The organism is Flavobacterium sp. U410 (assembly GCF_053570605.1).
In genome coordinates this window covers 29164-50002 of record NZ_JBSEFI010000026.1, presented here as the reverse complement: position 1 = coordinate 50002, position 20839 = coordinate 29164, and the positions used below count along the sequence as shown (strand labels likewise).

The following is a 20839-nucleotide window of genomic DNA, read 5'->3' as shown; positions in this document are numbered from 1 at the left end:
AAGAACAGATAAAATGGATGAATAGTACTAGTTGTAATTCGATACTGTAAATCTACAAAAAATTGAAAGGAATTCACAACAAACCTAGAAATCGTCAAAACTTCTTCGACGTTGTAATTCGATACTGTAAATCTACAAAAAATTGAAAGGAATTCACAACTAAGCATCATTACGGTCATGAAGAGAAGATGTTGTAATTCGATACTGTAAATCTACAAAAAATTGAAAGGAATTCACAACCTATGAGCGGGAGTACCGAGGCAAAGGTATGTTGTAATTCGATACTGTAAATCTACAAAAAATTGAAAGGAATTCACAACCGAGGTCAGCGCTCCGAAGAATTAGCAAAGGTTGTAATTCGATACTGTAAATCTACAAAAAATTGAAAGGAATTCACAACGCTATTGATTGAGCAACATTGGAGCGGTTTGTTGTAATTCGATACTGTAAATCTACAAAAAATTGAAAGGAATTCACAACCTGCTGCTTCAACGCTGTCTCTGCTCTTATGTTGTAATTCGATACTGTAAATCTACAAAAAATTGAAAGGAATTCACAACTTTTTCAATCTTAATTAAATCCTCCTTTGTGTTGTAATTCGATACTGTAAATCTACAAAAAATTGAAAGGAATTCACAACGGATTATTCCATTCGGGAAGGAAAGTTATTGTTGTAATTCGATACTGTAAATCTACAAAAAATTGAAAGGAATTCACAACAAAGACAACGCTGGGTGGTTTCCCTGATAGGTTGTAATTCGATACTGTAAATCTACAAAAAATTGAAAGGAATTCACAACACCTTTGATGTCGGTTTATACCCCATACTTGTTGTAATTCGATACTGTAAATCTACAAAAAATTGAAAGGAATTCACAACCTTTTCCGTTTTCGTTAAGAAACCAAACAGGTTGTAATTCGATACTGTAAATCTACAAAAAATTGAAAGGAATTCACAACCGACGAATGAAACAAATACAACGTGAACGTGTTGTAATTCGATACTGTAAATCTACAAAAAATTGAAAGGAATTCACAACGAGATAACCTTCATATACATCAACGCCTATGTTGTAATTCGATACTGTAAATCTACAAAAAATTGAAAGGAATTCACAACAAAACGATGCCATAAGAGCAGAGACAGCGTGTTGTAATTCGATACTGTAAATCTACAAAAAATTGAAAGGAATTCACAACGCATATGTCGCGCATATTCAGCGAGTTACCGTTGTAATTCGATACTGTAAATCTACAAAAAATTGAAAGGAATTCACAACAGACTATCTTAATTCATTAGATTAGATTAAGTTGTAATTCGATACTGTAAATCTACAAAAAATTGAAAGGAATTCACAACCGCATCTAAAAGTTTTTTTCTTTCAGCCGCGTTGTAATTCGATACTGTAAATCTACAAAAAATTGAAAGGAATTCACAACTAATCATGATAAACTGTGTCGCCCTCTTCGGTTGTAATTCGATACTGTAAATCTACAAAAAATTGAAAGGAATTCACAACAGAAAACAAAACAGCTTTTAGCTGGTGAAAGTTGTAATTCGATACTGTAAATCTACAAAAAATTGAAAGGAATTCACAACTTAAAAGTCTTTTTAACATAATCTTCAACCGTTGTAATTCGATACTGTAAATCTACAAAAAATTGAAAGGAATTCACAACCACCACACCCTTACTACGATCCAGTAACAGGTTGTAATTCGATACTGTAAATCTACAAAAAATTGAAAGGAATTCACAACGCGGATATAAATACAGCTTTCGCCAGAGTTGTTGTAATTCGATACTGTAAATCTACAAAAAATTGAAAGGAATTCACAACTTGACTATTACGACCCTATGTTTGCCAACCGTTGTAATTCGATACTGTAAATCTACAAAAAATTGAAAGGAATTCACAACCATTTCTCTCAAAGAACTCCTGAAGCCTAAGTTGTAATTCGATACTGTAAATCTACAAAAAATTGAAAGGAATTCACAACTCAGTCATCGAGTCGAACATGCAACTTTTAGTTGTAATTCGATACTGTAAATCTACAAAAAATTGAAAGGAATTCACAACATCTTGAACATATGTTATCCAATTTGTGAAGTTGTAATTCGATACTGTAAATCTACAAAAAATTGAAAGGAATTCACAACAGTGAGTTGCCCACGCTTAGTCCAGAGTTTGTTGTAATTCGATACTGTAAATCTACAAAAAATTGAAAGGAATTCACAACTAGGTGGTGTGTTAGCAGGAAACAGACAGAGTTGTAATTCGATACTGTAAATCTACAAAAAATTGAAAGGAATTCACAACTTGAGTACAAAAAGGATAAGAGTGTTAAGAGTTGTAATTCGATACTGTAAATCTACAAAAAATTGAAAGGAATTCACAACTTTCTAACTTCCTTTCTTAAAGATTCGTCCGTTGTAATTCGATACTGTAAATCTACAAAAAATTGAAAGGAATTCACAACCAAAGGTATAAACAGAATGTATAATTTTGAGTTGTAATTCGATACTGTAAATCTACAAAAAATTGAAAGGAATTCACAACTTTTGAAGTTGATAATGCGTAACAGTTATCGTTGTAATTCGATACTGTAAATCTACAAAAAATTGAAAGGAATTCACAACTTTAAAATACTTGCATAAAGACAAGGAGCTGTTGTAATTCGATACTGTAAATCTACAAAAAATTGAAAGGAATTCACAACCAGGGGGATACCTTAACGTCTAACAAACAAGTTGTAATTCGATACTGTAAATCTACAAAAAATTGAAAGGAATTCACAACCTCCTGGGCTATCTGGCTATACCGATGAACGTTGTAATTCGATACTGTAAATCTACAAAAAATTGAAAGGAATTCACAACTACTCAATATTCAATGTCTCTAATTCAACAGTTGTAATTCGATACTGTAAATCTACAAAAAATTGAAAGGAATTCACAACTATAACAAACGAAGAATTAGCCGCCAAATCGTTGTAATTCGATACTGTAAATCTACAAAAAATTGAAAGGAATTCACAACGTTAAGACAGTACCTTCTTTTCCTTTTTCATATCTATATGCTAATATATTTTTTATTTAACTGCATTGAGGATTCTTTCAAATGGAATATCTCTTTGTTCAATGATGTCGGTATCTGTATAATTAATAACTTCATCTATTTGTATACCTACTTTTTGAGTAAGTGTATTATCAGGATATAATATCACGTTTCCCGTAAAACCAAAAATATAACCTCCTGGTAATGGCAATCTTTTCATATCTCCGTCTGCTCCTGCTGTTTGTTCACCGATAGTAACGGCTTGGGGAAATACATGCTGAAAGTTCATTGTATTCCATTCGCTCATACTTTGTGTAGCTGCATTTACAATAATAAACACCTTTCCATTATAAGTATGGGTTGTTTTATTGGGTATTTCCGGAAAATATTCCGTGGTAAGATCTCTTTCAGATACAAACACATAAGTTCCGAAATCATTAAAATTCTGTTTATAATATTTGCTATACCAATTTTCTTTAGGAGCAAAATAATTATAAACAAAAGTAAAAGCAAAACCTCCGTTATCAGGATATGCACGCATGTCAAAAACAATAGCTTTTTTGGCAGATGCTTTTTCAAAAACCGAATCCATTGTTGCAATCAATTGGTCGTCTGTAACATCTTCTAAAAAAGACATGGTTTGATCTATCCTGAAATAAGCAACGTTTTCATGCTCTAGCGTATAAGCATTTTTCGCTTTCATTTCTTCTGTTAAATAAGCACTTATTTGAGCTATTTGTGATTGATTTTCAACCGAAATTAATTCAATTTGTGTAGTCATTTCTTTGAGATCCGGATATTTTTGTATTTGCATTTGTTTGGTTTGCAAATCATCAGTCCAGATCAAATTATCTAAATAGTTAGATAATTTATACAACAGCACATTAGTATTAGACGCTGAAAGCAAACTTTTTTTATTTGTTATCATCTCTGCTACTGTAGTGCCATTTATAGTCATGATTCTATCTCCTACAGCTATATTGGCTTGTTTACAAATCTCAGGAAATATTAAATGTGTAACAAGAATGTGATCTTCTCGTACTTGATAATCAAAAGGTGAAAAATAATTAGTGTGAAAAATTTCTTTTCGATAATGTAACTCTTTATAAAAGCTAAACGCATGGGTGTCTTCTAAAAGAGCTACTGCTTTAGCTAATACTATTTCAAACTCTTTTCTGGAAGCACAGGTGATGGATTGTTGAACCAACTCCTTGAGCCTTTCATTGGTCTTGTTTGGCATCAAATATTTATACGGATACAAATAATCTATAGCTCCTATGATTTTTGCCATAGTTAATAACCTATACTTTAAAGGCATCTGAATCTTTTTGTCAAGGTCATAAGTTTTCTCATGCAAAATAGATTTTTGATACTCTTTTTGAGAAGTATCATAATAATGATCTCCTACAAACCGATAAGTATAAATATCATTTAATAACTTCTTATATTTATGTTTGATAACTTTATGCTTTTGATACCAATCAAAGTTTTGATTCGTATATATCACATCTTTTTGGCTATTAGGTTGTGCTTTAATTGTAAAGTTATTGTCTAGCTTTTCAGAGAGCAACGCTACCGATGTATTGATATCAAGTTGTGATCGGAGAATATTATCTAAAAAAAGACTATTGGCATCTATCTTACCACTTGCTAAATCAGGATGATAATATTTTAAGAAGTTCCAGACTTTAATAAATTCATATTGAGGAACTTATTGAGTATAAGAACTGTATACGAAAAGTAATAATAAGGCTGTTAGTTTATTCATTGTATAGTATTTGTATTACGGCTAATAATCCTCGGAATACATGTGATACCTAAAAACCGCGTTCCAACAAATATAAGCAACTCTGCTATTACTTCCAACCAATCTTATTCATCTCATAAATCCATTCAATTCCAGCTTGTAATACCTTCTTTTCTTCAATTTCAAAATCAGGGTTTATACTTAAGCCATATTTTATCATTTTTCGATCTGCAAAAACAGATTCGGCTAAATTTATTACGGAACCGTCTGATAGTGTATGAGAAACACATCCTGTAGAAACACCAAAAGTCGGTTTACCAAATGATTTTGTATTGTTTCTGAATTTAAAAGCCACGGTCATAGCTTCTCCTGAACTTGCTGTTTGGTTATCGGTTAGCACAGCTACAAACTGATTACTAAAATCTTTTGATGAAACTACCGTTTCCATAATCAGCTGATCTTCTATATAAGCTTTACCTTCAACTATTTTCCAAGCTTCACTATTTCCGTCAGAGTCTACAAAGTAGCCTAAAGTTCCGTTTCCTATTAATGGCTCAACTGAAAGCAGCATTGGCCACATATTACCGCCAAAGTTCCCACGCAAGTCAACTATCCAGCCTTTCAGTCCATTCTGTGATTGTTCCTCTATTTTTCTTCTGATTTTTACAATGTAGTTTTGGTATTCCTCTTCAGTTCCGATGCAAAAAGGTATTCTAATATAGCCTATGTCCTTTGGAGTAATTTCATCATCCAAAACCGGTAGGGGCTTATTTTCTGAATCTTCGTCTAATACTGTTGCTGATTTAAAATAACTATGGTTGTCATTAAGCTTTGAAATAGCATAACTGATTACAGAGTAGGTTTCTTTAATATTTTTTGCATTCTGAGCTCGTTTAAAAATATCAACTTTAAACTCTTCCCAATCAATCGTATTCTTATGTATTGATTTTTCCTTAAGCAAGGAAAGTGTCTCATTTAGATAGTCAGAGACTTCTTTTGGAACAGAATTTTGTGTGCTACAGCTTACGAAAGCTAAAATCAAAAATACAGAGCGAAAGATTTTCATTTGTTAGTAACGTACTTAACTTGCTAATATTATATTTTTTGACTATTCAAACCAGATTTTCTAATTTTCGGAGAGACAAATGAAACGAACTGCGTAACAAAATTCGGAAGCTTGCCATAACCAGCCATTACTTATAACTGCTGTTATACGCAGTTTTTATTTTTTTATTAAATCTTGAACTTTTTTAATTCCGCAACCAATCGCAAAAATTCTTGTTCTCAAATCATTAATTCCACCATATGGAATTATGTCTGTCCAAAATTCAATTCCACGCTTTTCAAGTTCGGAGATTACTTTTTTGACTTCTATTTGAGAGCTATACATTCCGATATAATTCCGATTTGCGTGTTCGTCTGCTTTTATTGTTTTCAGGGCATATTGAACTGCGTCATTTTCTGTAGCAAAATATTCCAAAACTTTTTTTTCACCACGTTCCGTATAATACCATTGATAAAGTCCATCATTGTTTTCAAGCCCATAACCTTCATATATGAAATTTCCATTTATGCTGTAACTATTCATTGAATAGCAATTTTCCTTTAGCCATTGTTCCAATTGGAATTCAGTTTTAATTTCAGTTTCTTTCATTTCTAAATTATGTACAACGATCCTCAGCTAAAGAAAATGGTATGAGACAAAACCAAACCAAAAATAGGCAAAACTTAGAAAATTCTTGGCCTAGTCATTCTTTTTAACTGATGTTGTTTTTTATGAAGAAATCATTTGGGCCATAGGAGGTTGTTGATGAATTTCGAATTCAAAAATATCTAAACGTCTAAAACCATATACTTTCTCAATTATCTCAATTAAATACTCTTTAGTTTTTGTCTTATCTTTTCTGCAATTTAAAATACACGATGGTACATTTTCATATTCATAAAAATCAAATTCATTTGAGATTTCTAAGTTTTCAAATTTAGTTTGTTTTTCTTTTTCATTATAAAAATTCAGAGATATTGAGTAATTAAAGTCAAAACTCTTTTTATTTATTTTTTCATTCAAACCTCCATGAATTAATTGAAGAACTATCCCATTGTCTTTAATAATATTCACAATGTAACTAAAATTTTCCAAGTCAAATGTATCTAAAACATTGAATACTTTATCAATTCCCACGACAAAAATATCTTGGTTTACAGGTTTTCTTTTACCTATAAGTCTATTAGTTGCACAAAGCTGGAAATTTGCACTTCATCCCGCCTGACGAAAAACCTTTGTTGGCAGAAGTGTTTATTTTTCTAAAATAGGTATTATATGTTCCCAATTCATTTTTTTTGCAAAGTCTAACGCACTTTCTCCTTGATTAGACTTTACACTTTTATCTGCTCCATTACTCAATAAAACTTCAACAGAAGTCAAGTTTCCTGCAATAGTTTCTTTGTGTAATAACGTTAAACCATCTTCGTCTCTATTGCTTATTTCATTAGGATTTTCTTTTAAAAATTCAATAAGCTTTTCTCTCATATTTTTACTCATTGGATGCTCCGCCAAGTTTTCTGGATTTTCTTTTTGCTCATTTACAAGCAAAATTTCATTAAAATCTCCAAAATCTAATCCCCAAACATTATCGTGTTCTTTTCTTTCTTGATTTGTCATTTCGGAACGCATTGCTTGAATGGTAAATCCTCCGTATGTTGCAGGTTTTGGTGCAGAAGAAAATAGTTTTGATAAGCCTGTTTTTGGTTTCTTACTACTATAAGTCGCAAACAACCAATCGCTAATTTGATTTAATGATACATGTACAAAATCTCCATTTTTGATATTTGTTAATTCATTAGGACTATTTACAAGAATTCCTTTTACATTGTTTCCATCAAATTGTACGTCATTAATCCACATATGTTCAACAATTTGTCCATTATCAGTGTCTTGTGTAAAAGCTACTTTCACACAGGCAACAGTTAATGCAGGAATAATTCTTCTATATTCCCACGATAATTCTCTCCAAAAATATTTAAAAGTTTTTTGTGCATTTTTAAATGCTTCAACCATTTTTGGGTTATTCCCATCTGCAAAAAACATCTCTTTATCTGCCATAAATTTGTGCTATTTTTATTCGTTTCTGTCTTTGTTTGTCGTTTGGTGTAATATTTCTACTAACGGTAAGTATATGAAAAGTAGGCGATTTCAAAGCACAGAACTTTCGGTTAGGCACAAACTTTGATACGAACCAAAAGCATTGATTTTACCACTATTTCGCCTATTTTTTATATACATTGTTACCTGCTGGCTTTATTTTCTTTTTTCTTTCAGTTTCTCTTCAATTTTGTTGTGAAGATTTGTCTTTATCCACTCGTTCATTTTGTCTTTATCTTCGCCCTCAGAAGCGTGCCAAGGACTTTCTTCATTAAACAAAAGTGAATCTGATTTCAAGTCGTAAAGCGAATGATATAAATTTCCGCGTTCAAATACTAAGTAGTCGTTTTCAATAAACAATCTGATATTCTCCATATTTTTTGGTCCCTCGTCATAGTTCCAAAATATTTTTTTCAATGTAGAACCGGATTGCAGTTTGTCACGACTTAGCTTGTCTTCATTTTTCCAATCACTTTTGTTCCATTTTACAATATCCCATTCAACGTCATCAAATCCTGCGATTGTAAAATATAGAACATAAACATTGTTTCCATATTCAAGGTGTTGCTGGTACAAATAATCCTTAAAGAGAGTTTGATAAACTTTCATTTTGGCTTCCATATATTTCATTGAACCATCTTTATTTAGTCCTTTTGTCTCTTTATCCAAGTACCTATCAGCAACGGTTACCGAGTCAATTAACACTTTCTGTTCAATTAGTTCATTAATTTCAAGTTCAGCTATTTTGTCAAAGTAAAATTCAACACTCCTATATTCGAGTTTTTGATTTTGGCTTTGACAGCTAATTGCCAAGATTGAAAGAAGTCCGATTAATATTTTTTTCATTGTCGTTTATTAGCTTGCAGGTAACTCTTAAATATCACCAAATATATACAACTTTTAATCATAAAATAAATAGCATTAAAGAAAAATATGGTAAAGAAACAAATCTATAAAGAGTAACATCACTCAACAAACACTATCTAACTTCTTTTTTATAAATTTGCATTTTTACTCCCAAAAAATAAACGCAACATGAAACTCGTATTTGCCTCCAACAATAAAAATAAAATAGCAGAAATCAAACAAATGCTTCCTGCCGAAATCGAACTGTTAAGTTTACAAGATATTGGCTGCACTGAAGATATTCCCGAAACAGCAGATACCATTGAAGGAAATGCTATTTTAAAGGCAAACTATGTTACCGAAAAGTTTGGCTACAATTGCTTCGCCGATGACACCGGATTAGAAGTAGACGCTTTGAACGGTGCTCCGGGAGTGTATTCGGCTCGCTATGCCGGCGAACAAAAAAATGATAAAAGCAACATTCAAAAATTATTGCAAGAGTTAGGACAAAACACAAATCGTTCGGCTCAATTCAAAACCGTAATTGCCTTGAATATTGAAGAAACCCAACATCTTTTCACAGGCATTGCAAAAGGTTATATTACAAATGAAGAACATGGCGAAAAAGGTTTTGGCTATGATCCGGTATTTCAACCGGAAGGATTAAACGTTACTTTTGCACAATTAGACATGGCAGAAAAAGCACAATTAAGCCATCGTGGAAAAGCGACTCGCGAATTAATTGACTACTTACACCAAATTAATCTTTAATAGTAAGCACGGGTAAACTCCAACTGTATCGAACAGCAGCTAAACGAAAAACAATGATAAATAACGAAGTTACCAATTCGTTGACAGCATCTTTTACTCCTAAATAACGTAACCCAAAGAATAAAATTCCACCAATAATACAAATAGTAGCATAAATAGTTCCTTTGCGCAGCAAAAGCGGAATCTCGTTGCACAAAATATCTCTTATTAATCCACCGAAGCTCGCCGTCATCGTTCCTAATGCAATACAAATCGTAGGGTGCAATCCGTATTCCAATCCTTTTTCAATTCCTATTAGCGTATAAATTCCCAATCCAATGGTATCAAATAAAAACAAAGAGACTCTCAGTTTATTCAAATAATCTCTAAAAACTGAAGCTACAATACATCCTAATATAATGATATAGACATATTTTAAATCCTGCATCCATCCTACCGGCATTCTCCCTATCAAAATATCTCGTAACGTACCGCCTCCTAAAGCCGTTACAAAGGCAATAATAAAAATACCGAACAAATCCAACTTCTTGTTGATAGCGGCCAAAACTCCTGAAATAGTAAAAACAAAAACGCCAATTATATCTAAGATTTCTATCATCGTTACACTTTTTTGCAAAAATATCATTATTTATTTTTTATCCCTCTTTTTTACACAAAAGTATCCTTTTCATTTACTTGCTTTATTTTTCAAACTTAATTATTTAAAAATCAATCACTAACAAATTAGCATATCTCATTAATTAACACTACCTTTGCACCTATTTTTAAATATATACATGAACAAATTTGAACAATTGGGTCTTAATGAATCGCTACTGCTGGCGATAAAAGATCTTGGATTTGAAAATCCATCGGAAGTACAGGAAAAGGCGATTCCTATTTTATTAGAAAAAGACACTGATATTGTTGCACTTGCACAAACAGGTACAGGTAAAACTGCAGCTTTTGGTTTTCCTCTTATTCAGAAAATCGATGCTGAAGACAGAACTACTCAAGCTTTAGTTCTTTCTCCTACACGTGAACTTTGTTTGCAAATCACAAACGAAATTAAATTGTATTCTAAATACATTAAAGGACTGCATACCGTTGCAGTTTACGGAGGTGCCAATATTAATGAACAGGCCAAAGAAATTAAGCGTGGAGCACAAATTATTGTAGCTACTCCAGGAAGAATGCAAGACATGATTAACCGTGGTATGGTAAACATCAAAAACATTAACTATTGTGTTTTAGATGAGGCTGACGAAATGTTAAACATGGGCTTTTATGATGATATTACATCAATCTTATCAGACACACCGGACGAAAAATCAACTTGGTTATTCTCGGCTACAATGCCGCAAGAAGTGGCCAGAATTGCTCGTGAATTCATGCGCAAACCATTAGAAATCACAGTTGGTCACAAAAATTCAGGATCTCAAAATGTGTCACACGAATTTTACTTAGTAAATGCTCGTGACCGTTATGCAGCTTTAAAACGTTTAGCAGACGCTAACCCTGATATTTTCTCGGTAGTATTTTGTAGAACGAAAAGAGATACACAAGCTGTTGCTGAAAAATTAATTGAAGACGGATATAATGCTGCTGCTTTACACGGAGATTTATCACAGGCGCAACGTGATGCAGTAATGAAATCGTTCCGTGGAAGACAAATCCAAATGTTGGTTGCCACTGACGTTGCAGCTCGTGGAATTGACGTTGACGATATTACGCACGTAATCAATTACCAATTGCCTGATGAAGTTGAAACGTATACACACCGTTCAGGTCGTACAGGTCGTGCCGGAAAATCGGGAACTTCAATGGTGATTGTAACTAAAAGTGAGTTGCGTAAAATCAACCAAATTGAAAAAATCATCAAAACTAAATTTGAAGAAAAACCAATTCCTTCTGGTATTGAAATCTGCGAAATTCAGTTATTCCACTTAGCAAACAAAATCAAAGACGTAGAAGTAGATCACGAAATTGATTCATACTTACCTGCTATTGAAGAAGTTTTAAGCGAATTAACCAAAGAAGAATTAATCAAACGTATTGTTTCTGTTGAATTCAACCGTTTCTTGGCTTACTACAAAAAATCAAGAGACATCAGTGCTGAAACATCATCAAACAGAAGAGGTGAAATCACTACTGATGGTGCCGTTCGTTACTTTATCAACATTGGTTCAAGAGATAATTTCGATTGGATGTCACTTAAAGATTTCTTACGTGATACCTTAGAATTAGGTCGTGATGATATCTTTAAAGTAGATGTAAAAGAAGGATTCTCTTTCTTCAACACCGATTCTGAATATGCTGAACGCGTAATGGAAACGATGAACAATATCCATTTAGAAGGAAGAAAGATCAATGTAGAAATCTCTAAAAACGATGGCGGAAGAAACCAAAACCGTAGAGATCACGGTGGAAGAGACAGAAGAAATTCTAGTGGTGGTTCAAGAGAAAGAAGAGGCGGAAATTCGGATCGTAAATTTGAAGGTCGCAGAGACGGCGGAAGAGAAAGAGACGGAAGAGATTCAAGACCTTCCGGAGAACGCAAAGAGAGAAGAAGCAATTCTGATTCAGGAAAAGGCTTTTTCGATAAAGCAAAACGCTCTAGAAGAAGCTAGGTTTCGTTAATTTTTAGATAAAATACTCCTAAACTATAAAATATCTCAGTTTGATTCGTATTTTTGAATCAAGATTTACCCAAAGATGAGATATTTTATAGTTTTTTTATTGGCTATAGTTTCGCAGTTTGCCTTTGCGCAAAATGATACGATAGTTTCTTCATTACAAGGAACCGTAATCAACAGTCAAACGCGTTTGCCTATGAATAATGTTCACGTAATCAATACTACCATTGTAAAAGGTACCATAACCGACGGTAATGGTTATTTTGAATTGCCGGCAAAGGTAAATGACACTTTATTATTTTCTTATCTTGGTTTTGAAACCATTAAAGTTAGGGTAACTCACGACTGGATTAAAAATAAATCTTCAAAAGTAGTGTTAACGGAAAAAGCTCTAGCCCTAGAAGAAGTCGTTGTAGCTCGTTATAATTTAACAGGTTATGTTGAAGTTGATACCCGATTGATTCCGGTTAATGAAGATGCGTATCGTTATAGTATTTCCGGATTAAACGCAGGTTACGAAGCAGGTGATAAATCGCCAAGTGCGGTTACTAAAGTGCTACAATCCATCTTTAACCCCGCCGACTTTCTCTACAACACCTTTGGAAAAAGACCAAAGCAGATGGATAAGCTCAAAAAGATGAAGCAAGATGACAGCGTACGGGAATTATTAGCTACCAAATACGATAGAACTACACTAGCTGCATTATTAGAAGTAGACAAAGACGATATTCCTTTGATTTTACAAAACTGTAACTATTCGGAATATTTTATCAAAACAGCCAATGATTTACAAATCTTAGACGCTATTAGTGCTTGTTATGAAGAATACAAGATTCTGAAAAAAAATAAATAAAATAATTTAAGTAAAAAGTAAAAAAATATTTTACTTTTTACTTTTCACTTTCGTAGAATTTCTTTTCAATAAAATCGATATCTTTTATTGATTTTCGGGTCCAATCCAATTGTTTTTCAAACAACTCTTCTGCTGTTAATTTCCAATCTATGGATGAACGTCGTAATCGTGCCGTGATGTCCTGAATCACAATAGCTGCCGAAACGGAAATATTTAAACTCTCGGTAAAACCAACCATTGGAATTTTTAAATAACCATCAGCTTGCTCCATGACTTCTTCTGAAAGTCCTAATCTTTCTGTTCCAAAAAAGATAGCCGAAGGTTTACTGATGTCAAAATCTTGCAACAAACATGAATCATTATGTGGTGTTGTCGCAATAATTTGGTATCCTTTTCCTTTTAAATCATCAATACAGCTTTGAATGGTCGAAAATCGGTTCACATCAACCCATTTTTGAGCTCCAAGCGCAATTTCTTTGTCAATTCGCTTGCCAAATTTTTGCTCAATCACATTCAATTCCTGAATACCGAAAACCTCACAACTGCGCATTACTGCACTGGTATTATGCAATTGGTACACATCTTCCATGGCTATGGTAAAATGTTTGGTTCGGTTTTCCAACACTTTTTTAAACCCTTCTTTTCTATTTTCAGTAATAAATCCTTCTAAATAGGCTAATAATTCCTTTTGATCTTTCATACTTCAAAAATAAAAAACCTATTTTAGAATTAAAAACTATAGGTTACTTTCAATTTGGCAAAAAACGGAGTTCCCGGTGTAAAATGGATTTCTTCTACACCTTCTGTTTCATTTTGCAATCGCGATTCGGTTAAAAATTGGGTTTCATTCCATTCTGTATTAAACAAATTTTGAATGTTTAATCCCAATTGCAGACTTTTGCTAAAATCGTAGCTTATATTAAAATCAGTGACAAAATATCCTTCGGCAATAACGGAATTGTCTTCATTTGCCGGACGATCTCCCATATAACGGAACTGTAATCCCGAAGTAAATCCTTTGTAATTTCTAACCCCGATTCTTCCTACAGAAGTAAATTCGGGTGCCAACGGAATATAATTTTGTCTGCTGGGTTCATCTACACTTCTGGCATAAGCATAGTTGGCGTCCCAATCTAAAAACAGATAATTTCCTATTTGGTATCGGGCGCTTAGGTCAACTCCTAAACGCTTCGATTTTCCGGAAGGTTCTACTATTCCCGCATCGCCAACATACACAAACTCTTGATTGGAAAACAAACTCCATAAAGCGGTATTGATCACTAAATTTTTAACCGGTTTCAAAATCACACCAACATCCGTTCCGTAAACCGTTGGTAAAATATCCTTATCTTCCTGTAAAACTACACGCGTGTCATTAGAATGAAAGCCTAAACCTGATTTAATGAAATACACTATTTTTTCATTTTGCATATAGCTAATATTTAGCTTAGGCAACACTTTGAAAGCATCATTGGATAAATTACTGTAAATCGGCGATAATTTATCTTCATAATTGAATTTAAAATATTCGAATCGAACAGCGGGGCTGATCGTAAATTTAGAAAATTGAAAGTCCGCATTGTAATACCCGAAAAAGTTCGATTCTTCGATATCTCCTAATTGAATAGGATTTAAAAGTGTATAACGGTTTGCAGTATGCGAAAGTTCACTGTTATTGATTGAATTTACCTTCACTCCCACCCCTGCTCTGGTTTTTAATTTAAAGGTATTCAGCTGTTTTAAATGATTGTATTCTGAATGAAAACCATATAACATTCGGTCTTCTTTTTGCTTGATTTGGTCACCATTTACCGGATCTTCCAAGAAAAAAGTAAAATTGGAATACAAGGTGAAATCATAATGCGTTACATAGGCTTTGGTTCTTACAAAACTGTTTTCGTCTATAATTTTATCCACTCCTAGAGCGAAATTAAATCGGGAAGTGAATCCGCCTTCGGTATCATCTACTGAACCAAAACGGGAAATTGCACCACTTTCCACTAAACGCATCGGAATTTGTCCGGAAGCATCCCATTTGCTTTTAAAATAAGAAGCCAAAACATCTATTTTGGTTTGCGAATTCAGTACGGTATTGTATTTCCCGAAAATATTGAATCTGTTAAAATTTTGCGGCGAATCGAACGGACCATCGGTAATAATGTATTCGGTAGCCAAATAAGCATTCGTTTGTTTTTGTTTGTCGTCCAAAAGATCAAACATTCCTAAAGTTCTAAACGTATTGAACTGTCCGCCTTCAATAGAAATTCTGCTTTTATCTAATTTTTCTTTGGTTTCAAAATTAACATAACCTGCTGTGGCAAAATTTCCCTGAGCGGCTTCATACGGACCTTTGCCAAAATCGATATCTTCTATCGTTTCGGGAATCACAAAATGAAGATCTGAATATCCTTGTCCGTGTGCATGAGAAGCCATATTAACCGGAATTCCGTCTACATTAATGGCTACATCTGTTCCGTGATCGACATCAAATCCTCGTAAAAAAAGCTGTTCGGCTTTTCCGCCTCCGGCGTGTTGCCCAATGAATAATCCGGGAACTTTACGTAAAATTTCTTGTGAAGAGTTTACCGGATTTGTTGTTAGATCAATTTTCGTGAGATTAGAATTAATATTAACATTGGGCATTAATACTATTTCCGATAAATTGAATACATCTTCTTCAAGGGTAATAGTACTGTTTTCTTGCAATGATCCTACAACGAAAGAAACACTTTTATATCCTAATTTACTACATTTTAAAGTATCTCCGGAATTGGTTTTCATAAAGCTGAATTTCCCCAATTCATTCGTATGTGAATGCTCTTCTGAGTTTACATTGTAAACATAAACATCTGGAACTGGAGAACCATAAACATCAACGACAGTGCTTTTAAAATTTTGTCCAAAACTACAGACTGAAAATAATACGATATAAAGTAAAAGTGCTTTTTTCATTGGGCTATTGCTAAAGATTTCTAAGTTGTTTTTCTATATTCGGTCCTAATTCAAAAATACTGGCAATCAAATCTTCCTTATTGGTGTTTTCCTTCGTTAATTTATTGTTTGCTTTAAGAATTAGCTCATTATGGTATACTATCAGCGGCTCATGCGTTTTATCAATTGTATGTGCTGACGCAATTTCATAAGCTTTGTCAAATTCTTCCATATTGTAATACGTCCAAGCTAATAAATCATACGATTCAGGCGTTGGTCTATTATTTATTTCCCGTTGGGCAATTTCCAATGCCTTAGCTCTTTTATCAGGTATTTCGGCATACAAGAGTGCATTGTACTTATTATACATATCACCGTAATCATTTTTATTTAGCGTATCGAAATATTCCCTTAAAGCAAGTTCTTGCTCTTCTCTGTTGTCCGAATATTGATTCATATCTGCTTTCAAAAGATATAAGTCAGGAACTATATGTTTTTTTTCTATGTAATTAACAATTTCAGATGCTTTTTCTACATCTCGATCATGAGAATAGGCTATCCAAGCAATGCCTTTTAAAGCATACATATTATTATTATCCAGTTCTAATGCTTTTAAATAATACTGATAAGCGGCTTCAATTTCACCATTATGACCGCAAAAATCGGCAATATTGGTATAAATCCAAATTTTGGATTCAGAATTTTTAGATTCTTGTACAATTTTCATTGCTTTTTCCATAATTCGTATCGCATTTTGTAAATCTCCGATGTGATCGTTCCATTTAGCCAGACGAATTAAATAATCAAAATCATTAAAGTTCTTATTCTCATTTAGAATGCTTTCTGCTGTTTTATAATTTCCTAATTCCATCGCTACATCAAAGAGCATTTTCTGAGTTGCTTTTTTGTTTTCTCCTAATGCATAGGCTTTCTCTAAGTGCATTTGAGCTTCTTTGAAACGATGTTGCGAAATATAATTTTTTGCTATAGATCGGTGAATTCCGGAATTCGTTTCTTTTACTCTTTGGTTGCAATCTAAAAGTAGCTTTTCCGCGTTATATAAATCACCTATATTTCCTGTAATTTCAAATAGAGTTGAATACAAACCCGCTAGTTTAATAAGATACGGATATTGATTGGGTGCATCTTTGTATTTTTTTTGCCAAAAAGTAATTTCTGTATCAATATTGTCTAAGTTTTTATGATCTTTAATTAAAAGATATTTTTGATAATCTTTGGAATCAACAATCTTTGAGTTTTCATCTTTTACTATTGAATTACAGCTTAAAAAGACAAAGAAAACGAACAATACTATAATGATCTGTAATCTGTTTTTTTTCATGATTCATTGGTTTTGGTTATTTTCTTTTTAGAATTTGAAATAAAGAGCACCTGTTAAGATGCTCCCTATTTCTCAGGTTAAGCAGTAAATATAATCTCTACCATGGGGATGCCAAATAAGGAAATGAAGTCAAAAACGTTTTATCGTTAGCACTTACATTGTCCGAGGTTAATCCGCCATTTGAAGTTCCGTCTGACCCTCCGAAGATTAACAACAATTCTACATCAATCACATCATCTCCTAACGCTCTTCCTGTTAATACATTCGTTCCGTCAAAAAAAGTTGTAGTTCCTGTAGTTGAAACATTTAAAACATCGGTTGCAAGAACTGTTGTAAAAGTTGCTGCATCCAGTCCCAACGCATTTGTTGTATATCCGGGATTTAAAGCCATTAATTTTGTTTGAAAAGCTGATTGAAAAGCTGATCCCATCATTGATGGAGTTGTCGTATTAAAATTATCTTTGTTTTCTGAACTTACAAAGACGGTATTTATAGCAGGTCGTCCCATTTGATCTTGCTGAACATACGTTCCTGAAAAATCGGGTTCATTGCTCATCACCATACCATTTGAATCATCATCACTACAACTTATTGCTAATAAAGCTATCATTAAAGTTGTCACCAAAGTTTTATATTGAATTGCTTTCATAATCTTCATTTTTAATTTTTAATTATTTTCTTTTTGTTTCTACCCAAGTATTTAATGGTCCTGAACCGCCTAACATTGTTTTGGGTACTTCAACAACAATAGACATTACATTAGTTCCTGCAAAAGTGTCATTGCCAGGATTGTTAAAACTTGAGGCATTTCCTGCTATAATTTCAGAATATTGTCCAAAATCAAAAAAGAAAGGATCATCTCTGGGACCGGCAAAAAAACTGGCTCCCGATGCAGTTCCGATCATGGCAGTTTCTCCATATTCTGTAATTTCAACATTTCCTAAAGCAGCGGTTGTTTTTACAGTACTGGAAGTTCCTGTAGTTCCCGGTGCAACGGGACCGAAAAAGTACATTTTACCATTTCTGGGGATGGCCTGAATAACCAAATCTTCAATATTATCCCCGTTATTATCAATGTTAAACTCCACCATAACATTTTCATCAAATGAAGCACTTGCTGTAGCTGTTGGTGATAATAATCCCTGAATGTTTGCCACAAATACTAAATTATTAGTATTGGCTCCCTGAAAAGAGTAAAAATCTGTAATATCAGATGTTCCTCCTTGTACTGCAGGCGCATCAATGTGATCGGCTGCTACTAAAATCAGACCTATTATTCCTAAGAATAATACTCCTAAAGGTAATTTTGACTTTTTCATTTTTAATAGTTTTAATATTGTTATATCTCCATTTACGAGAAAGATTGATTATTGGTTTTAAAAAATTGAAAAAAAAATTTCTTACATTAGCAATAACATAAAAATCTATGGAACAAGAACTTTTGTTTGCGGCATTATCTAAAAAAGATAACCAATCCTTTACGCTGTTATATGACAACTACTCTAAAAATCTTTATGGAGTTATTTACAATTTGATACGAAACAAAGAAGAAGCAGAAGACATTCTTCAGGAAGTTTTTATTAAAATCTGGAATAATCTTGACACATATAATGAATCAAAAGGAAGATTATATACATGGATGTTGAATATTACCAGAAATACTACTATTGATAAATTGCGATCCAAAAACTTTAACAACAGCTTAAGAAACTCATCTATTGATAATTTCGTATATATGCTTGAAGACAACTCTAAAACGATCAACAAAATAGATGCAATAGGAATTAAAAAATTTATAGATAAATTAAAACCTAAATGCATTCAACTCATTGAATTGTTGTTTTTTAGAGCATATACCCAACAGGAAGCTTCAGAAGAATTAGAAATTCCTTTGGGTACGGTAAAAACTCAGAATAGAAATTGTATGAATGAATTAAGAATGATGATCAATGAATAGTAGAGAATTAATAGATTCCGGTACATTGGAACTATATGTATTCGGAAAACTTTCTGAACAAGAAAATGAAACTATTGCTAGAATGGCCAAACAACATCCTGAAGTTCAGGAAGAAATTTTAGCCATTGAAAATGCTGTGATTAACCTTTCCCAAAGCGTTGCCCCTTATTTATCAGCTACTAATTATGAAAAAATAAGAGCAAAATTATTAGACAAAAATAAAACTATTGCTCTTCAACATAAAAAATCATGGATTAGTTACACCGGATGGGCTGCGGCAGCTGTATTGGTTTTAGGTTTTGGTTTTCAATTTTACAAACTAAATGAAACCAAACAAACTGTAGAACAATTGACTACCGAAAAAACTATAATGCAAGAATCCATTGTAGATTTAGAATTAGAAAAACAAGAAACAGAGAATATACTGGCAATTCTTAGAGATAAGAATAATATACAGGTTGCTTTGAGCGGTCAAGAAGTTGCTCCAAAAGCCTTTGCGAAAGCATATTATAATAAAGAAACCAACGAAGTTTACATAGATGCATCTGGATTGCCTAATCCTCCGGAGGGAAAAGTGTACCAAGTTTGGGGCTTAAAATTAAATCCTTTAACTCCTGAAAGTATTGGTTTATTAGATGGTTTTGCAACCAACAATTCTAAAATTTTCAAAGTCGAAAAGGCTGAAAATGCCGAAGCTTTCGGAATTACTTTAGAACCTGCAGGTGGAAGTGTGAGCCCTACATTAGAACAACTTTATACCCTAGGAAAAGTATAGAATAAAATAGCTGAAGAATAAACACGTGAAAAAAATAGTTGTTTTAACAGGTGCCGGAATGAGTGCCGAAAGCGGAATTAGTACCTTTAGAGATGCTAATGGTTTATGGGAAAATCACGATATTATGGATGTTGCCTCACCGGAAGGTTGGCAAAAAAATCCCAATCTGGTTTTAGATTTTTACAACAAAAGACGAGCTCAGTTAAAAGAGGTGGAACCCAATAATGGTCATCGTATTTTAGCCGAATTAGAAGATCATTTCGATGTTCATATTATTACCCAAAACGTGGATGATTTACATGAAAGAGCCGGAAGTTCTAACATTATTCACTTACACGGCGAATTGACAAAAGTCCGTGGTGAATATTCGGAAGAGGAGAAAATTCATTGGACAGAACATATCCATATAGGTGATGTCAACCCAAAAGGTGAGCAATTGCGCCCTGCTATTGTCTGGTTTGGCGAGGCTGTTCCCGAAATTGAACGAGCACTTCCTGTCGTAAAACAAGCCGATATTTTAGTCGTAATAGGAACTTCTATGCAAGTCTATCCGGCTGCCGGGTTGGTTCATTATTCACAGCCTCATGTTCCTGTTTATTATATTGATCCTAAGCCTGCTACTATTTATGATTTACCTAATCCGCTTGAAGTTTTAGCACTTTCCGCTACGAAAGGAATGGAGCAATTGAGGGACATTTTGAAAAAATAGTCTTCACAGTTTACAGTTAATGGTTGCATAGTTGATGGTTTCAGTATACAGTTCTGTCATTCCGTAGGAATCTTTTCTACCATAAAGCAACAC

Annotated in this window: 18 protein-coding genes and 1 CRISPR repeat array; of the genes, 6 read left to right on the top strand and 12 right to left on the bottom strand. The window is 33.3% G+C overall.

Annotated elements, in window-relative coordinates:
- Positions 1-30: 30 nt before the first annotated feature.
- Positions 31-3040: a CRISPR direct-repeat array (repeat unit 50 nt; unit sequence GTTGTAATTCGATACTGTAAATCTACAAAAAATTGAAAGGAATTCACAAC).
- Between the two features lie 52 nt (positions 3041-3092).
- The 6 genes from ACUSJC_RS15050 to ACUSJC_RS15025 form a co-directional block, all read right to left on the bottom strand.
- Positions 3093-4565 carry a S41 family peptidase gene (locus ACUSJC_RS15050; RefSeq protein ID WP_449270386.1) on the bottom strand — a complete coding sequence of 491 codons (1473 nt, stop codon included), beginning with the start codon at positions 4563-4565 and terminating at the stop codon, positions 3093-3095.
- Positions 4566-4914: 349 nt separating this feature from the next.
- On the bottom strand, positions 4915-5871 hold the full coding sequence (locus tag ACUSJC_RS15045; protein WP_449270385.1) for a S41 family peptidase: 957 nt from the start codon (positions 5869-5871) through the stop codon (positions 4915-4917).
- A gap of 156 nt (positions 5872-6027) precedes the next feature.
- Positions 6028-6459, bottom strand: coding sequence for a hypothetical protein (locus ACUSJC_RS15040; protein WP_449270384.1), 432 nt, complete (start codon positions 6457-6459; stop codon positions 6028-6030).
- A 120-nt stretch (positions 6460-6579) separates the two neighbouring features.
- Entirely contained in the window at positions 6580-6987 is a 408-nt protein-coding gene (locus tag ACUSJC_RS15035; protein ID WP_449270383.1) for a hypothetical protein, read from the bottom strand.
- Positions 6988-7101: 114 nt separating this feature from the next.
- Entirely contained in the window at positions 7102-7908 is an 807-nt protein-coding gene (locus tag ACUSJC_RS15030; RefSeq protein WP_449270382.1) for a DUF2314 domain-containing protein, read from the bottom strand.
- Positions 7909-8103: 195 nt separating this feature from the next.
- On the bottom strand, positions 8104-8793 hold the full coding sequence (locus tag ACUSJC_RS15025) for a hypothetical protein (protein WP_449270381.1): 690 nt from the start codon (positions 8791-8793) through the stop codon (positions 8104-8106).
- Positions 8794-8982: 189 nt separating this feature from the next.
- On the opposite strand from ACUSJC_RS15025, the gene ACUSJC_RS15020 reads away from it, so the two are divergent.
- Entirely contained in the window at positions 8983-9564 is a 582-nt protein-coding gene (locus tag ACUSJC_RS15020) for a non-canonical purine NTP diphosphatase (protein WP_449270380.1), read from the top strand.
- Here ACUSJC_RS15020 and ACUSJC_RS15015 read toward each other — a convergent pair.
- Positions 9554-10162, bottom strand: a complete 609-nt coding sequence (locus tag ACUSJC_RS15015) for a trimeric intracellular cation channel family protein (RefSeq protein ID WP_449270379.1) — start codon at positions 10160-10162, stop codon at positions 9554-9556. The genes ACUSJC_RS15020 and ACUSJC_RS15015 overlap by 11 nt on opposite strands.
- Positions 10163-10340: 178 nt before the next feature.
- Between ACUSJC_RS15015 and ACUSJC_RS15010 the strand changes: the two genes are divergently transcribed.
- Both ACUSJC_RS15010 and ACUSJC_RS15005 read left to right on the top strand, forming a co-directional pair.
- Entirely contained in the window at positions 10341-12173 is a 1833-nt protein-coding gene (locus ACUSJC_RS15010; protein ID WP_449270378.1) for a DEAD/DEAH box helicase, read from the top strand.
- Between the two features lie 85 nt (positions 12174-12258).
- Positions 12259-13032: a carboxypeptidase-like regulatory domain-containing protein gene (locus ACUSJC_RS15005; RefSeq protein ID WP_449270377.1), complete on the top strand. Its 774-nt coding sequence runs from the start codon at positions 12259-12261 to the stop codon at positions 13030-13032.
- A 37-nt stretch (positions 13033-13069) separates the two neighbouring features.
- Here ACUSJC_RS15005 and ACUSJC_RS15000 read toward each other — a convergent pair whose 3' ends face one another.
- From ACUSJC_RS15000 to ACUSJC_RS14980, 5 genes are all read right to left on the bottom strand, one after another.
- Complete coding sequence (locus tag ACUSJC_RS15000; protein WP_449270376.1) at positions 13070-13732, bottom strand: TrmH family RNA methyltransferase; 663 nt, start codon at positions 13730-13732, stop codon at positions 13070-13072.
- A 29-nt stretch (positions 13733-13761) separates the two neighbouring features.
- Positions 13762-15984: a TonB-dependent receptor gene (locus tag ACUSJC_RS14995; RefSeq protein ID WP_449270375.1), complete on the bottom strand. Its 2223-nt coding sequence runs from the start codon at positions 15982-15984 to the stop codon at positions 13762-13764.
- Positions 15985-15994: 10 nt separating this feature from the next.
- Entirely contained in the window at positions 15995-17305 is a 1311-nt protein-coding gene (locus ACUSJC_RS14990) for a tetratricopeptide repeat protein (RefSeq protein ID WP_449270374.1), read from the bottom strand.
- A 97-nt stretch (positions 17306-17402) separates the two neighbouring features.
- On the bottom strand, positions 17403-17954 hold the full coding sequence (locus tag ACUSJC_RS14985) for a DUF4331 family protein (RefSeq protein ID WP_449270373.1): 552 nt from the start codon (positions 17952-17954) through the stop codon (positions 17403-17405).
- 22 nt (positions 17955-17976) lie between these two features.
- A complete protein-coding gene (locus ACUSJC_RS14980) occupies positions 17977-18624 on the bottom strand; it encodes a DUF4331 family protein (protein ID WP_449270372.1) in 648 nt (215 codons plus the stop codon).
- Positions 18625-18731: 107 nt separating this feature from the next.
- Between ACUSJC_RS14980 and ACUSJC_RS14975 the strand changes: the two genes are divergently transcribed.
- From ACUSJC_RS14975 to ACUSJC_RS14965, 3 genes are read left to right on the top strand one after another with little or no spacing between them, the layout of a single operon-like run.
- Complete coding sequence (locus ACUSJC_RS14975; protein ID WP_449270371.1) at positions 18732-19262, top strand: RNA polymerase sigma factor; 531 nt, start codon at positions 18732-18734, stop codon at positions 19260-19262.
- Complete coding sequence (locus ACUSJC_RS14970) at positions 19255-20037, top strand: anti-sigma factor (RefSeq protein WP_449270370.1); 783 nt, start codon at positions 19255-19257, stop codon at positions 20035-20037. The genes ACUSJC_RS14975 and ACUSJC_RS14970 overlap by 8 nt, the downstream gene beginning before the upstream one ends.
- 25 nt (positions 20038-20062) lie before the next feature.
- The gene (locus ACUSJC_RS14965) at positions 20063-20746 is read left to right on the top strand and encodes an SIR2 family NAD-dependent protein deacylase (RefSeq protein WP_449270369.1); all 684 of its coding nucleotides are present in this window, start codon (positions 20063-20065) and stop codon (positions 20744-20746) included.
- Positions 20747-20839 lie beyond the last annotated feature (93 nt).